General features: G+C 72.7%; 13 protein-coding genes. 10 read left to right on the top strand and 3 right to left on the bottom strand.

Translation table 11 applies throughout. The features are described 5' to 3' along the window. Positions 1 to 263 precede the first annotated feature (263 nt). On the top strand, positions 264 to 1,505 hold the full coding sequence (locus ACZ4NB_RS02395) for an aldehyde dehydrogenase family protein (protein WP_467657772.1): 1,242 nt from the start codon (positions 264 to 266) through the stop codon (positions 1,503 to 1,505). Next, positions 1,502 to 3,226, top strand: a complete 1,725-nt coding sequence (locus tag ACZ4NB_RS02390; protein ID WP_467657771.1) for a thiamine pyrophosphate-binding protein — start codon at positions 1,502 to 1,504, stop codon at positions 3,224 to 3,226. The genes ACZ4NB_RS02395 and ACZ4NB_RS02390 overlap by 4 nt, the downstream gene beginning before the upstream one ends. A gap of 289 nt (positions 3,227 to 3,515) precedes the next feature. Here the strand turns inward: ACZ4NB_RS02390 and ACZ4NB_RS02385 are convergent, their stop codons facing one another. Continuing rightward, entirely contained in the window at positions 3,516 to 4,268 is a 753-nt protein-coding gene (locus tag ACZ4NB_RS02385; RefSeq protein WP_467658207.1) for an ABC transporter permease, read from the bottom strand. Positions 4,269 to 4,360: 92 nt separating this feature from the next. Then, entirely contained in the window at positions 4,361 to 5,029 is a 669-nt protein-coding gene (locus ACZ4NB_RS02380; protein ID WP_467657769.1) for a DUF1707 SHOCT-like domain-containing protein, read from the bottom strand. 337 nt (positions 5,030 to 5,366) lie between these two features. Between ACZ4NB_RS02380 and ACZ4NB_RS02375 the strand changes: the two genes are divergently transcribed. Next, positions 5,367 to 6,614, top strand: a complete 1,248-nt coding sequence (locus tag ACZ4NB_RS02375) for a helix-turn-helix domain-containing protein (protein WP_467657768.1) — start codon at positions 5,367 to 5,369, stop codon at positions 6,612 to 6,614. Positions 6,615 to 6,674: 60 nt separating this feature from the next. On the opposite strand, the gene ACZ4NB_RS02370 is transcribed toward ACZ4NB_RS02375, so the two are convergent. Then, the gene (locus ACZ4NB_RS02370; protein WP_393485512.1) at positions 6,675 to 6,854 is read right to left on the bottom strand and encodes a DUF5708 family protein; all 180 of its coding nucleotides are present in this window, start codon (positions 6,852 to 6,854) and stop codon (positions 6,675 to 6,677) included. Positions 6,855 to 7,405: 551 nt separating this feature from the next. Between ACZ4NB_RS02370 and ACZ4NB_RS02365 the strand changes: the two genes are divergently transcribed. The 7 genes from ACZ4NB_RS02365 to ACZ4NB_RS02335 all read left to right on the top strand — a co-directional run bounded on the left by ACZ4NB_RS02365 (position 7,406) and on the right by ACZ4NB_RS02335 (position 14,544). Further along, entirely contained in the window at positions 7,406 to 8,665 is a 1,260-nt protein-coding gene (locus ACZ4NB_RS02365) for a beta-ketoacyl-[acyl-carrier-protein] synthase family protein (protein ID WP_467657767.1), read from the top strand. A gap of 93 nt (positions 8,666 to 8,758) precedes the next feature. Further along, positions 8,759 to 9,466: a GNAT family N-acetyltransferase gene (locus tag ACZ4NB_RS02360; protein ID WP_467657765.1), complete on the top strand. Its 708-nt coding sequence runs from the start codon at positions 8,759 to 8,761 to the stop codon at positions 9,464 to 9,466. Next, entirely contained in the window at positions 9,463 to 12,120 is a 2,658-nt protein-coding gene (lanKC, locus tag ACZ4NB_RS02355; protein WP_467657764.1) for a class III lanthionine synthetase LanKC, read from the top strand. The genes ACZ4NB_RS02360 and lanKC overlap by 4 nt, the downstream gene beginning before the upstream one ends. After that, complete coding sequence (locus ACZ4NB_RS02350; protein WP_199812551.1) at positions 12,121 to 12,207, top strand: class III lanthipeptide; 87 nt, start codon at positions 12,121 to 12,123, stop codon at positions 12,205 to 12,207. 118 nt (positions 12,208 to 12,325) lie between these two features. Next, positions 12,326 to 12,421, top strand: coding sequence for a class III lanthipeptide (locus tag ACZ4NB_RS02345; protein ID WP_393485503.1), 96 nt, complete (start codon positions 12,326 to 12,328; stop codon positions 12,419 to 12,421). Positions 12,422 to 12,488: 67 nt separating this feature from the next. Next, complete coding sequence (locus ACZ4NB_RS02340; protein WP_199812551.1) at positions 12,489 to 12,575, top strand: class III lanthipeptide; 87 nt, start codon at positions 12,489 to 12,491, stop codon at positions 12,573 to 12,575. Between the two features lie 94 nt (positions 12,576 to 12,669). After that, positions 12,670 to 14,544: an FAD/NAD(P)-binding protein gene (locus tag ACZ4NB_RS02335; RefSeq protein WP_467657763.1), complete on the top strand. Its 1,875-nt coding sequence runs from the start codon at positions 12,670 to 12,672 to the stop codon at positions 14,542 to 14,544. Positions 14,545 to 14,867 lie beyond the last annotated feature (323 nt).

The following is a 14,867-nucleotide window of genomic DNA, read 5'->3' as shown; positions in this document are numbered from 1 at the left end:
GGCGACCTTCCCCCGGCCGAGGAGTCACTTTTTGTCATGTTCGGAGGTCGTCATTCCCCTTGCCTCGGTGCGGGTGTTGCGACAGATGAGAGGCCAGTTCGAGGTTCCCGTGCAGGAAGATCGGGGGAGTGGTGGGCGCCGCGCGGCAGCCAGGGGTGGCGCCAGTTGTCACATGGGCTGGTCGAGCGCATTGACTTTGCTTGACAATAAATGACAATTGGCTGACGCTGGCCCTCCATGGACTACGCCCCGAGGAGGGACATATGAGCTCCGCTCCCGCATGGCCGACCGTGGCCGCCGAGCCGGAGGGCAGCATCGAGCGCCGACGTGCGGCGGCCGTGCACCGGGTCCGGGACTTCCTGGTGAACGACGCCGGCACCGTGCACGACCTGCTGTGCGAGATCTCCACCCACCGCGCCGCGCGCTACGAGATCGAGTCGACCGTCGCCACCCTCGACGGGGCCCTGGACGAGGTGGCCGCCCACCGGCCCGGCCGGGTCCCCCGCCTGGCCGCCTTCATGCCGTCGAACGTCATCCTCTACTCCTACGCCCTCTACCTCCTGGTACCCGCCCTCTACACCGACCACCTGGTCTTCCGCCCCTCCAGCCGGGTCAAGGACCAGATGCGCCGGCTGCACACCCTGCTCGCCGAACAGCACGGCCTGCCGATCACCCTCACCGGCGCCAGCCAGCGCGAGTTCCTGCACGACCACGTACTCCCCGCCGACGTCGTGGTCTTCACCGGCGCCTACGCCAACGCCGAGCAGATCCGCGCCCGGCTCACCCCTGGCCAGCTGTTCGTCTTCCTCGGCTCCGGCGTCAACCCGTTCGTGGTCGCCCCCGGGGCCGACCCCGAGCGGGCGGCCCGCGACGCGATCGCCATCCGGGTCCTCAACACCGGCCAGGACTGCCTGGGCCCCGACCTCTTCAGCGTCCACGAGTCGCTGCTCGACCCGTTCGTCGACACCCTGGTCAGCGAACTCAAGGGCCTGCGCTACGGCCCGTACACCGACCCGGACGCCGACTTCGGGCCGATCTTCTACGACAGCGCGCTGGCGGACGGCGCGCAGTTCCTCGCCGGCAACCGCGGCGAGATCGTGCACGGCGGACACGTCGACTTCCGCGCCCGCCGCCTCGACCCCACCGTCGTCGTCGGCACGGAGGTCACCCCGCGCACCCACGTACCGGAGTTCTTCGCCCCGATCTTCAACGTCGCCGGCTACCGCGACGAGGACGCCCTCGCCGCCACCCTCACCACCGGCATGTTCACCGAACGCGCCCTGGGCTCCAGCGTCTACGGCCACGCCCCCCGCCTGGTCGAGGCGCTGCGCCGGCGCACCACCGTCACCCTCGACACCACCCTGATGTCCATCGACGACGGCAACGCCCCCTTCGGCGGCTACGGCCGGATGGCCAACTACATCTCCGACGGCCGGGAATTACGCGCCGAGCCCGTCCTGCTCTCCAAGGCCGTCGCCGCCCACCGCCCGGGAGGCGGCCGATGACCGCAGTGACCACCCACCCCACCGCCTGGGCCGCGATCGCCGATCACCTCCGCCACCTCGGCACCACGGCGGTCTTCGGGCTGCCCGGCGACGATATGGCGCTGCTCGGCGAGCTGGAGCGGTCCGACACCGCCGTGGTGCTCTGCCGCGACCAGCGCAACGCCGTGTTCATGGCGACCGGTTACGCGCTCGCCGCGGGCCGCCCCGGGGTCTGTGTGATCGGCAAGGGCCCGGCGCTGACCAACGCGCTCACCGGCGTGCTGGAGGCGCGCTCGGCCGCCGCACCGCTGATCCTGATCGCCGACGGCACCCGGCTCGACCGGCTGGGCACCGGCGCCTTCCAGGAGCTGGACCAGCTCACCGCGATCCGCCCGTACGTGAAGTGGGCGACCCGCGTCGACCACGCCGACCGGCTGCCGGCCGCCCTGGAGAAGGCCGCCGCCCTCGCCGTCAACGGCACCCCGGGCCCCGTCTACCTGGAGCTCGCCGAGCAGATCGCGGCGGAACCGGTCACCCGCAGCGGGCCCTGGCGCCCGGTCGCGCCGCAGCGGCCGGCCCCCGATCCGGCCGCGCTGGCCGCCACCGCGGAGCGGATCGCCGCCGCCGAACGGCCGCTGCTGCTGGTCGGCGGCGGCGCCCGGCACCGCAACACCGGCCGCCGCATCGAGCGGCTCGCCGAGCGGCTCGGCGCGGGCATCTTCACCACCGCCTCCGGCCGCGGCACCGTCGCCGAGGACCACCCCCTCTACTGCGGCGTCAGCGGCCTGTACACCGTCGCGCCGATGGACGCCCTGTGGCGCGAGGCCGGCCTGGTCATCGCGCTGGGCAGCCGCCTGGAGGAGACCGCCACCTTCGGCTGGCCCGACGATGCGTCCCAACTCCCGGTCATCCAGGCCGTGTTGGGTGAGGAGAGTCTGGTCATGGAGCGGCCCGGGGCGTATGTCCTCGGGGACGCCGGACGGATCGTGGACGGCTGGACGGAGTCGCTGGCCGGCCACCGGCCCGGTGGCGACTGGCCGGAGCGGGTCCGCACCGCGAGGGCCGCGCTGGCGCGGCGCGCCGCCGACCGGGCCGAGGAGGCCGCGAAGGCGGCGCCCGAGGGCGCCGTGCCCGTCGCCCAGGTGCTCGCGGCCCTCGACCGCGCCGTCCCCGCCGACCGGGTCCTGGTCCAGGAGAACGGCCTGCAGGACATGTGGTCGTACTTCTTCCCGCACTACGCGCTCGGCGCCGGCGGCGGCTCCGTTGTGCCCAGCGAGCAGACGCCGCTGGGCTTCGGCGCGGCCGCCGCCGTCGGCGTACGGTTGGCCGAGCCGGCCGGGCGGCCGGTGGTCGCGGTGGTCGGCGACGGCGCGTTCAACCTGTTCCGCGGCGAACTGCCCACCGTCGCCGACGCGGGCGCCGCCGTGCTCTACGTCGTCCTCGACAACGGCGGCTACGGCTGGCTCCAGTCCAACCTCGACCGCGTCTCCGGCCCCACCTCGCGCTTCGCCTTCACCACGTCCCGCCCCACCGGCACCGAGGGCCTGGCCGGCGCGTACGGCCTGGGCCACCGCCGGGTGACGACCGCCGACGAACTGCCCGCCGCGCTGGCGGACGCCTGGCGCCGGGTCGCCGCGGGGACCACCGCGGTGGTCGAGGTGGCGGTCGCGCTGACCGACACCCCACCGGGGATGACCGGTTCGGCGGGCGACTTCCCGGAGCGGGAGGGCGGGGAACCCTAGGGGGTTCCCTCAGGGGCCGGGGGCCGGGGCTGGGGTCGGCTGAGGGGCGGGGGCCGGGGTGCCCTAGGGCGAAGGGGAACAGAACCCGTAGGGGACGCGAGGGCCCCCTGCGGGGCCACAACGTGTGGGGGCAGGGGCGGTATTCCCCGGTACCCGGCGGAAGTTCGCGTGACCCGGCTCCCTCTGGCCCGGGGGTGGCCGGGAGGGGGCCGGGTCACGGCTTCTTCGTACGGCGGGTGCCACGCCTGGGGCGTGCACGGGGATGCACTCCGTTCCGTACGGATCGGTGTCAGGTCTTGGTGCGGAACTTGGCGACGGCCAGCGGCGCGGTGACCGCCGTGAGGCCCAGCGACCACACCAGCGTCCAGGTCACCGGGCCGGCCACCGGGCCCTCGCCCAGGGCGAGTCCGCGGGCCGCGTCGGCCATATGGGTCAGGGGGTTGATACGGGTGAACGTCTGCAGCCAGTCCGGCATGGTGGCCGGCGAGACGAAGATCGAGGAACCGAACTGCAGCGGCGTCAGCACCAGCACCGACAGGCCCTGGATCGCCTGTGCGGTGCGCAGTGTCAGGCCCAGCAGCATGAAGGTCCAGATCAGCGAGGTGCCGAAGACGGTGGTCAGGCCGATCGCGGCCAGTACGCCCGGCCAGCGGCCGCCGAAGTCGAAGCCGAGCGCCGCGGTGACGGCCAGCAGGACCGCGATGGCGACCAGCATCCGGCCGGTCTCCACCACCACCTTGGCCAGCAGCACCGAGGAGCGGGCGATGGGCATCGAACGGAACCGGTCCATCACGCCCGTACGGAAGTCGTCGTTGACGCCGAGGCCGACGGCCATCGCGGTGGTCATCCCGAGGAGGACCATCAGCCCCGGCATCAGAAAGGCGGTGTACTGCGCGCGGGAGCCGCCGATCGAGCTGCCGAAGACGAAGACGAACAGCACCGTCAGCACGATCGGCATCAGCAGGGCGTCGGTCATCGACCCCGGGTTCTGCCGGATCTGCAGGAGGTTGCGGCGGACCAGCGCGCCGGTGTGCCGGGCCATGGCCCGCAGGCCGATCCGGCCCTCGTCGGCGAGGGCCACGGGTGGGCCGGTGCGGGGCAAGGCCCGATACGCGGTCACGTCGTCCCCTCCGGTCAGGCCGCGCGGCCGCGGCGCTCGTCGAGCCACTTCTGCCAGTACGTGCGCCGGTCGGAGCTGGGGTGGGCGACGATGATGTCGCCGAGGACGGCGGAGCCGGTGATGCGCACGCGCGGAGTGACGGCCTCCGGGCCGGAGTGCGCCCGGGTCAGATCACGCACATCGCCGAAGACGTTGCCGCAGTTCATCTCGACCCGGACGCCCTCGGGGAGGAGCAGATGCACATCGCCGATCAACGCACGGGCCATGATGGTCAGTTCGCCGGTCGGCGGCGCCGGGGAGGCGCACAGGTCGAGGGTGACGTCACCGAAGACCGCGGTGGCCTCGATGCCGTGCTCCAGGGCGGGGCTGTGGTGGACGACGTCGCCGAACAGAGCGCGGAAGCTGCGCTGTCCGGTCGCGGAGCCGGCCGACTCCGGGGGCGTCACATGCGGCAGGTCCTCGCCGATGGACAGCAACTCCTCGCGGGTGCGGGCCAGATACGCCGCCTCGGACCGCTCGGCCAGTTCCTCCAGGGTTAACCGGCCCTCGGCCGTGGCCTCCCTGAGCCGTTCGACCATGTCCTCGCGCTCGGCGTCCGAGGCAAGTACCGAACGCGACGAGGTGCCGGCGGCGGGCGGGGAGGCCGGATCCTTGTGCAGATCAGGGCGTTGGGGCTGCGTCATGGATGGTGCCTCCGCAGGGTCCGGCGGTGAAGGGGTGGTGAGGACTTCATCCGACCACGTCAGGGCGGGGCCGGACATCGGCGTGGGGTAGTACATCGAAAGGTTGACACCGGGATCCGGCGCACACAGTTCGGTGTACTGGACGGCCGGTTTTTCGGTCCCGGGTCTACTCGGCGAAATGATCTCCCGTAGGCCGGGTGAAGACCGGTGAAGGAATCAAAACATCGGTCGACTTCTTCTTGACTGGTTGGTAAAGTGCCCAGCACTCATTGTGACTCGCCGATTTGGTGCAGCCGGCAGGAGTCATCCACCGTTTGAAATCCGGAGGGTTTGTCGAATGCCTGAGCTGGCGGACACCGGGCGGCGAATCAAAGAGCTTCGGGTCAGCGCGGGAATGACGCAGCACGACCTTGCCGGGTCCGAAATGTCGTCCAGCTACATCTCGCTCGTCGAACGCGGTAAGCGCATTCCCAGCGGCCGGGCACTCAAGATCCTGGCGGCCCGCCTCGGGGTCGGCGTCGACGAAATATCCGCGCCCGGCGCGCCGGTGGAAAGCCCCGGCCGGGTGCGCAGGCTCGACCTGGTCGGACGATTGGTGGCGGCCCGCCGGCAATGGGAGGGCGGCGACGCCGAGGGTGCGCTGTCGGAATTCCGCGAACTGGCCGAGAGCGATCCGGCCGGCCGGCAGGACGACGTATTCACCGAGGCGCAGCTGGCCATTGCCGAAATACTGGGCACCCTCGGCCGCGCCGACGAGGGCGCCGAGGTCCTGCTGCGGATGCTGGACGCGCTCGCCCCCGCGCCGTACGCCGAGGCCCGGCTGCGGGCCCTGATCGCGCTCGCGGACCTGCTGGAGTCGGCCGGCCGGGTCCAGGACGGGCTGCGCTATGCGCTCACCGGCTCGCTCGAATGCGCCGACCGGCACCCCGGTACCGGATTCCACTCGCTGCTCGTCCTCGATGTGCTCACCCGCTGCGCCTATTGGAGCGGCTGCCCCGACTGGGCGCCCGACACCGACCACGGCCGGCCGCCGGCGGACGGCGTGTTCCCGGGGCCGCGGGCCGTCATCGATCTGCACCGGGCGCTCGACCTGCGCGACCGGGGCGAGGTGGAGCGCGCCGCGGCGCTGCTGGGGGAGTGCGCCCGCCGGGTCACCCCGGCCGCCGGCTTCCCGCTCTGGGAGAAGATCAACGGGCATTACGCCCTGCTGCTCCTGGACCGCGGTGAGGCGGCGGCGGCCCGCGGCCTCGTCGAACGCGGCCTGGTCGTCGCCTCGGTGGCGCAGGAGCCGGACTTCCCGCTGTGGCTGAGGACCGCGGAGGCGGTGTGCGCGGCGGCGGCCGGCGACCGGGGCCGACTGGTGGAGCTGGGCGAGGAGGTGGCCGCGCTGCCCGACACCGGCCGCAGCCATGAGAAGGCCGCCGCGCTCCTGGAGATCGCGGCGGCGTGTGAGCGGGCGGGGGACCGGGAAAGGGCGGCCGGGCACTTCCGGTATTCCGCGGAGCTGTTCCGCCGGGCCCAGGCGTACCGGCACGCCGAGCGAGCCCGGGAACGGCTGGCGGACCTCCTCGAAAAACGGGGCTGACGCCCGCCCGGCCCAACGTGCCCAGGCGGCGCGGATGCCGTTATTGCGCGCAATGCGCAATTACTTATTGGCCTTCTTTCCCAGCCCCAGTAGCGCGAACAGAGCTTCCGCGCCACCGACGATCGCCAGCACCAGCCCGACCTTGGAAAGCGAGACGTACGGCGTCTCCACTTCCTTTGTGGTCAGCCACATGATCAGGCCGACGATCGCCAGGAGAATACCTACCGCAATACCCTTCATCGGTTCCCTCGTCCCTTGAGGCGGAGCCCCGCGCAAGCGGGCGGGGCACGGTTGTCGGGACCAGCGTCCCGGTCGGCCCGGGCATTCGGATCATCCGCAGGTAGGCACTTTCCACCCCGCCGTCTGTCACTTTCTATGTACACCAGGTCCTGCTGGGGGCCACGAGGGTCGCTGGGGGCGGGTGGCGCCCGATGGGGCCTGGCGAGGCTCGGCGCGGGGCCTGGATGCCGGCCGCCACCGGCCGCCGCCGGCGCCCATCAGCGGCCACCCGGGCGGCACTTGGGGCGGCACTTGGGCGGCCAGTCGCACCCCCCGGCACGCGCTCCGCGCGCCCCGCGTAGTCAATTTTCATGACTCAACAAGTCACGCTCCTGAGAGCGTTTTCGCTGGTGCGGGGCCTACTGACTCCTGGTGTCACGCCTTCGTTGAGAGCGCTCACCTGACTCTCTGTCGGGCGACCTGTTGACAACCCAATGACTCCCCTGTCATGTTTCTGGTCATGAGGACGCCCCGGGCGCAACAACGGGGCTGAAAATCAGGAGGCGGGTTTCATGGAGTTACGCACGGATCGGCGGCGCGTTGTCGTCACCGGCTGCGGCGTGGTGTCCCCCGTGGGAAACACCACCGCGGACTTCTGGGCCGCTCTGCTCGCCGGCCGCAGCGGGGTACGCGCCCTTTCCCGCTTCGACGCCTCCGGCCTCCCGGTCCGTATCGGCGGTGACCTCACCGGATTCGACACGACCGGCCACCTCACCCCGCAGGAGGCCCGGCGCAGCGACGCCTTCACCCAGTACGCGGTCGTCGCCGCGGCCCAGGCGCTGCGCGCCGCCGGCCTCGAACCGCCGGCCGGTATCGACCCGTACCGCTTCGCCGCGGTCATCGGCTCCGGCTACGGCGCCGCCCCCGCGATCCAGCAGCAGTACGACGTACTGAAGGAGCACGGCCCGCGCCGGGTCTCCCCGTACCACTCGGTCCTCACCGCCATCGACCATCCGACGAGCCTGCTGTCCATCAAGTACGGGATCGCCGGCCCCAGTCACGCGGTCTCCGCGGCCTGCGCCACCGGAGCGGTGGCCATCGGCGAGGCGGCCGCCCTGATCCGCAGCGGCCGCGCCGACCTCGCGCTGGCCGGCGGCACGGACGATTCGCTCACCGCCGTCGACCTGGCCGGTACGGCCAACGCCCGGGCCCTGTCCCGCCGCAACGACGACCCCGAAGGCGCCAGCCGGCCCTTCGACCGGGACCGCGACGGCTTCGTGATGTCCGTCGGCGCCACCGTCCTGGCCCTGGAAGAGGCCGGGCACGCCGAACGCCGCGGCGCACCGATCCTCGCCGAGGTGGCCGGCTACGCCGCCACCACCGACGCCCACCACGCCACCGCCCCCGACCCCACCGGAGCCGGCGCCGTCCGCGCGATGCGCGGCGCACTCGCCGACGCCGGCTGCGCCCCCGAGGACGTCGGACAGATCAGCGCGCACGGCACCGGCACCGTCCTCAACGACCGTATCGAGGCGGCCGCCCTGCGCGAGGTGTTCGGCTCCGACCACCTGCGCCGTACGCCGGTCACCGCCGTCAAGAGCATGACCGGGCACATGCTCGGCGCGTCCGGTGCCGCCGAGGCCGCCGCCGCGGTGCTCTCGCTGCGGGACGGCCGGATCCCACCGATCCGCAACTGCGACCACCCCGACGAGGAAGACCTCGATCTGGTCGTCAAGGGCGCCCGCGACTGGGACGGCGACGTGGTGCTGAGCAACTCGTTCGGATTCGGCGGCCACAACGCCGTCCTCGTACTCAAGCGCCACGCCGCATGAGGCACCCGCCTCCCGCCGCACCGCACCCCAGCTCCATGACACCCAGCTCCACGACACCGAGCTCCACGACACCACCGAGGAGGTAGACGCACCGTGCAGGGACGACTGGTGACCTTGGAATGGCCCGGCGACGACGACTGGGCCGCGATCGCCTCCTGGCTGCGGCCCGGTTCGCCGGCGGCCGTGCTCAGCGGCGACTGGGAACTGCTGGGCGCCGCCGAGGTCGAGCAGGCCAACCGCTCGGGGCGGGTCCACCACCTGGTGATCCGCACGAAGGACGGCGACCGCATCGGCACCGTCAGCTACCAACGCTCCGGCCGGATCGGCGGGTTCACCGTCGGCGGCGCGATCGGCTCCCCCGAGCTGTGGCGCCGCGGCTACGGGGCGGAGGCCGTGGTGCTGCTCGTCGACTACCTCTTCCACCAGCTCGACGCGCACCGGGTGCAGGTCACCACCGCCGGCTACAACAAGGGCATCATCCGGCTGATGACCAAGACCCCGTTCACGGTCGAGGGCATCCTGCGCGACCACTGCTACCTCGACGGCCAGTACCACGACGCGATCGTGTGGGGCCTGCTGCGCGACGAGCACTACGCCTCGCTCAAGCCCAGCGACGACAACCGCGTACTGAACGTCGGGCTCGACGACTTCGTCTCCGACGACGACAAGACCCAGGCCCGCGCCATCCTGGCCGAGCATCTGTCGACGGCCGGCCGCCGCACCGCGCTGACCGCCTACCTGGACGAGCACACCGCGTCCGCATCGGCCGACGGCCCCGCATCCGCCCGAGGTGCCGCATGAGAGACGGCGCCGAGAGCTTTGCCCTGGCCGACCGCACCTTCTTCGACTGGCCCGGCAACTGGGACCTGGAAGCCACCCGCTTCCCCGTCCCGCCCCTCCCCGACGGCTGGACGCACGACGAGAACGAGGCATGGGCCTTTTGCCGCCCGCCCCAGGACCGGCTCCCCGACCAGGGCTGGAAGATCCACGTCAGCGCGGCCCCCGAGGACGCCCACCGCACCATCGCCGACGTCGCCGCCTACTGCACCCGGCACGGCCTGACCTTCAAGTACCTCAAGAGCGCCAACGTCCTGCGCGCCCTGAGCCGCAAGTACGCCCAGCGCTCCTCCGCCGGCAAGCTGCTGACCGTCTACCCGGCCGACGAGGCCGAGCTGGCCCGCACCCTCGAAGGGCTGGACGCGCTCGTCGGCGGCCGCCCCGGCCCGTACGTCCTGACCGATCTGCGCTTCCGCCAGGGTCCGCTCTACGTACGCTACGGAGGCTTCCGCACCTTCTACATGGAGGACGCCGACGGCGACCTGGTCACCGCCCTGCGCCGCCCGGACGGTTCGCTGGAGCCGGACCGCCGCACCCCCGTCTTCCACACCCCGGACTGGGTCGCGATCCCCGACATCCTCAAGGACTCGCTGGCCGCCCGCCAGACCGTGGACGACTTCCCGTACCGGATCACCGGGGCGCTGCACTTCTCGCACGGCGGCGGCGTCTACCGCGCCGAGCCGGTCGGCGACCAGGCGCTCGGCGCCGGGCAGCGCAGCGTCGTCCTCAAGGAGGGCCGCCCCTACTCCGGCACGGACGGCGTCGGCCGGGACGCGGTCAGCCGGCTCGCCCACGAGCACCGCATCCTGACGAAACTGGCCGGACTGCCCGGCATCCCGCGCACCTTCGGCACCCTCCAGGTCCGCGACCACCTGTTCCTGGTCCTGGAGGACATCGAGGGACAGGACTTCCAGTCCTGGCTGGCCGGTCTCTACCCGCTGACCGTCCCCGAGCCCGACGAGGCGGCCGTGGCCGCCCACCGGGACCGCGCGCTGGCCCTGTTCGGCCGGATCGAGGCGCTGATCGCCTCGGTGCACGGACGCGGCGTGCGCATCGGCGATCTGCACCCGGGCAACTTCATCATCCAGCCCGGCGACATCCCCGTCCTCCTGGACTTCGAGGTGGCCGACGCCCTCGACCGGGCCACCCCCAGCAGCCTCGGCGCCCCGGGCTTCCATCGGGCCGACGCCACCGGCGCGGACGGCGACCACTACGCGCTGGCCGCCATCGCACTGTGGCTGTTCCTGCCGCTCGCCGCGCTCGGCGGCCTGGCCCCCGACAAGGCGTCGGCGCTGCTCGACACCGCGGCACGGCGGTTCGGCCTCCCCGGCCACCTGGTGTCCCGGCTGGCCCCGCAGCTCGCCCCCAACGACAACGCCACCGCCAAGATCCGCAGCGTCCAAGGACCGTTCCCGCCGCCCGACGTGCTGGCCTCGATCGGCCGCGGGCTGCGCGAGAGCGCCACCCCGCACCGCACCGACCGGCTCTACCCCGGCGACTTCGCACAGTTCGCCGAGGGCGGCGCGGGCTTCGCACACGGCGCGGCCGGTGTCCTGTGGGCCCGGCACACCGCCCTCGGGGAGCGCGACGAACAGGGAGCGGCCTGGCTGCGCGCCGCCGTCGACCGGATCCCCGCCGAGCGCATCGGCTTCTACGACGGACTCCACGGAGTGGCCTACGTCTTACGGCAGTTGGGCGACGACGAAGCGGCCCTCGGCGCCCTGGACCGAGCCGCCGACCGGCTCCCCGTACGCCACTGCCCCAGCCTCTACCGCGGTCTGTCCGGCGTCGGCCTGAACCTCCTGCACTTCGCCGACGCCCTGGACGACGATGCTTTGCGCCGCCAGGCCCTCGGCCTCGCCGACCGCGTCACCGAGCGGCTCACCGCGGCCCGCCGCGAACCCGTCGAGCGCAAGCGCCGACGCGGTTCCACCCACGCCGCCGGGCTGATGTACGGCTGGTCGGGACCGGCGCTGTTCCTGCTCCGAGCCCACCAGGCCACCGGCGACCCGGCCCTCCTGGACGAAGCGCTCCGCGCCGTCCACCGCGACCTGGACCGCTGCGCGCCGGGCCCGCAGGACACCCTCCACGTGGACGAGGGATTCCGTCTGCTGCCCTACCTGGACAACGGCAGCGCGGGCATCGCCCTGGTGGCGGCCCAACTCCTGCGCCACCGCGACGACGCGCGGCTCCGCGAGGCCCTGCCGGGCCTGCTGCGGGCCTGCTCCTGCGACTTCACCATCGAGTCGGGACTGTGGGGCGGCCGCGCCGGACTGATCGGCGCCCTGGCCACCCTGCGCGAGCACGTACCGCTGCCCCCGGCCACCGCCGAGCGGCATCTGCGCCGCCACCTGACCAATCTCCACCAGCACGCCATGACGCTGAACGGCGCGACGGTCTTCCCCTGTGACGGCCGGGCCCGGATCTCCATGGACGTGGCCACCGGCGGGGCCGGCGTACTGCTGGCCCTCGCCGCCGCCGAACGGGGCACCGAGCTGCTCCCGTTCCTCACCGACCCGCGGTCCGCCGCGGCCGTTCACTCGGCCGTCCCGGAGCGCGCCACCACCGCCCCGTCCGGGGCGGCGGCCACTGCGGACGACGGAAGGGAGGTGTCGTAAATGACCATCATGGACCTGCAGGGCCTGGAGGTGCCGGGCGAGCGTGAGGCCCAGGCGCTCGGCTCCACCGTCAGCACCGGCTGCTGACGCGGCGCCCGGTGGCCCGTACACCGCTGTGCACGGGCCCGGGGCTCCAGGTGTCCCGCAACGGCACCTGGTACGTCAGTACCGCTGTCCACCGTCACTGCCACACCACCGGAGGGAGGTGTCGTCAATGACCATCATGGATCTTCAGGGTCTGGAGGTGCCGGGCGAGCGTGACGCTCAGGCGCTCGGCTCCACCGTCAGCGGCGGCTGCTGACACCGAGTTCGGTGTCCAGTACGCACGGTACACATCAGGACCGGACAACGGAAGGGAGGTGTCGTCGATGACCATCATGGACCTTCAGGGCCTGGAGGTGCCGGGCGAGCGTGAGGCCCAGGCGCTCGGCTCCACCGTCAGCACCGGCTGCTGACCCGGCGCCCGGTGGTCCCGCGCCTCGGCGCGGGCCACCGGGCCCTTTGTTGTCCAGGGACGGAGGACCCAAGAGCCATACGGACGGAGGCCAGTTGAACACCCGACGGTCGAACAGCTCCCCGGGTCGACCCCCTTCCCCGACGCGCTCCCCCGCCCGCTCCCTCTGCGTCATCGGCTGCGGCCCCCGCGGCGCCTCCATCGTCGAGCGGATCCTCGCCAACGTGCCCGCCCTGTACGGCGACCGGCCCCTGGACCTGCACATCGTCGACCCGTACCCACCGGGCGCCGGCCGCACCTGGCGCACCGACCAGCCCGGCCTGCTGTGGATGAACTCCGCCGCCGAGCACGTCACCATGTACCCCGACGAGAGCGTCCTCTGCGCCGGCCCGCCGCGCCCCGGCCCGACCACCGCCGGCTGGCTCGACGCCCCGCTGCACGACGGCGCCTACGCCGCCCGCCGCGACCAGGGCCGCTATCTGCGCCACTTCTTCGAAACGGTGACCCGCGACCGGCCCCCGTCCGTCCGGCTGTTCCTCCACCGGGCACGGGCGGTCGACCTACGACGGACCGATACGGACACCGATGTGGACGGGAACTCGCCCTCCGGACGCCGCCAGCGGGTGATCCTCGACTCCGGCCACCCGCCGCTCCTCGCCGACCGGGTGGTACTCGCCCAAGGACACACCGGGGCCCGCGCCGAACCCGCCCCGCCGGGCCTGACCCGCATCGGCCCCGGCCCCGCCGACCCCGACGCGCTGGAGCGGATACCGCCCGGCGCACCGGTCCTCGTCCGCGGCCTGGGCCTGGTCTTCATCGACTGCCTGGCACTGCTGACCGAGGGCCGCGGCGGCCGCTACGACCGCACCCCCGACGGCCGCCTGCGCTATCTGCCCTCCGGCCGCGAGCCCCACCTCCACGCGGGCTCCCGCCGAGGCGTCCCACTCCCCCCGAAGCCGTCGCTCCCTCCGGCCTCTTCAGCCCCATCAGCCGCTCCGGCCTTGCGCTTCGCCACCGTCGACGCCTGCCGCGCCCTGCTCGCCCGCCCCGGCGCCTCCTTCACCCGCGACGTATGGCCACTGATCCTGGCCGAACTGGCCTGGTGCCACTACCGCGCCCTCTTCGCCGAACGGCCCGACCGCACCCGTATGACCTGGGACGACTTCGACGCCCAGTACGCGCTGCTGCTCACCGACGCCGACCGCCTGGCCAAACTCGCCCGCGAGGCGGTCCCCGACCCGGCCGACCGCCTCGACCTGGACAGCCTGACCGCCCCCCTCGACGGCCTGACCTTCTCCGGCGCCGACGCCCTCCAGCACCACCTGCGCGCCCACCTCACCGCGGTCCTGCGCGGCCGGACGGGACCCGCGCGCGGCGTCGCCACCGCCCTGGTCGACGCGCTCGCCCGACTCGGCACGGTCATCGAGGACCTGTGGCGCTCCGGCGACCTCCCACCCGACCAAGTAGGCGAGGCGCTGGGCAAGTTCACCCTCGGCACCTACCTCAGCTCGGGCCCGCCGCCCCTGCGCGCCGAACAAGTCCTGGCCCTCGCCGAGGCGGGCGTGGTGACGTTCGTGGGCCCCGACATGCGCGTGGAGGTCGCGGAGGCGGGCCCCACGGGGGAGTCGGGGGTTTTCCGTGCGAGCAGCCCCGCCCTCCCCGCCACCACCCACGAGGCGACGATCCTCCTCGACGCGCGCCTGGCGGCCCCCGACCCCGCCCAGCCCGCCGACCCACTGCTCCGGGCCCTCACCACCCGCGGCGAACTCGTCCCGGAACGCGACGCGGACGGCCACGCGACCGGCCAGCTCCACCTCTCCGGCACGGGCCTCCACCCGGTCGACGCGCACGGCACCGAGCACACGGACCGCGTCATCGCCGGCCCGGCCCAGTTCCCCCGCCCCGGCACCAACGCCGTGTACTTCCGCCAGAACGACGCGATAGCGCGGAGCTTGCTCGCGGACGACTGAGGGTCATGGCGGAGTTCGGGGTGCTGCACAATCAGCGTCTTTCCCACGATCGCCTGAAATCATCAGCTCACCCCAACTCGCCCCATTTGTTTTCCCGTGCCACGCCAGGTATTTGAAATGGAAAAGAACCGGCGGCCGGTTTTCGCTCCGAGTGTCCCCGGCGCATTGTCAGTGCCGTATGCCAAAGTGGGTGGCGCAGTTGAACGGGGTATCGAGTTTTATCGGGCATCGGGGGAGGGGCCGGACCGCCATGTCATTGGCCGAAGAGGTAGCGGCAATTCACGCGGGACGACCGGATCCAGCGGCGTTGGTGGGCGAATTCC

The organism is Streptomyces sp. NPDC026575 (assembly GCF_055567415.1).
This window is presented reverse-complemented; position numbering and strand designations above follow the sequence as displayed.

Excerpts from the sequence above, each read along its gene's own strand:
- ACZ4NB_RS02395 (WP_467657772.1), top strand. The coding sequence starts at position 264 with ATGAGCTCCGCTCCCGCATGGCCGACCGTGGCCGCCGAGCCGGAGGGC.
- ACZ4NB_RS02390 (WP_467657771.1), top strand. The coding sequence starts at position 1,502 with ATGACCGCAGTGACCACCCACCCCACCGCCTGGGCCGCGATCGCCGAT.
- ACZ4NB_RS02385 (WP_467658207.1), bottom strand. The coding sequence starts at position 4,268 with ATGGCCCGGCACACCGGCGCGCTGGTCCGCCGCAACCTCCTGCAGATC.
- ACZ4NB_RS02380 (WP_467657769.1), bottom strand. The coding sequence starts at position 5,029 with ATGACGCAGCCCCAACGCCCTGATCTGCACAAGGATCCGGCCTCCCCG.
- ACZ4NB_RS02375 (WP_467657768.1), top strand. The coding sequence starts at position 5,367 with ATGCCTGAGCTGGCGGACACCGGGCGGCGAATCAAAGAGCTTCGGGTC.
- ACZ4NB_RS02370 (WP_393485512.1), bottom strand. The coding sequence starts at position 6,854 with ATGAAGGGTATTGCGGTAGGTATTCTCCTGGCGATCGTCGGCCTGATC.
- ACZ4NB_RS02365 (WP_467657767.1), top strand. The coding sequence starts at position 7,406 with ATGGAGTTACGCACGGATCGGCGGCGCGTTGTCGTCACCGGCTGCGGC.
- lanKC (WP_467657764.1), top strand. The coding sequence starts at position 9,463 with ATGAGAGACGGCGCCGAGAGCTTTGCCCTGGCCGACCGCACCTTCTTC.
- ACZ4NB_RS02350 (WP_199812551.1), top strand. The coding sequence starts at position 12,121 with ATGACCATCATGGACCTGCAGGGCCTGGAGGTGCCGGGCGAGCGTGAG.
- ACZ4NB_RS02340 (WP_199812551.1), top strand. The coding sequence starts at position 12,489 with ATGACCATCATGGACCTTCAGGGCCTGGAGGTGCCGGGCGAGCGTGAG.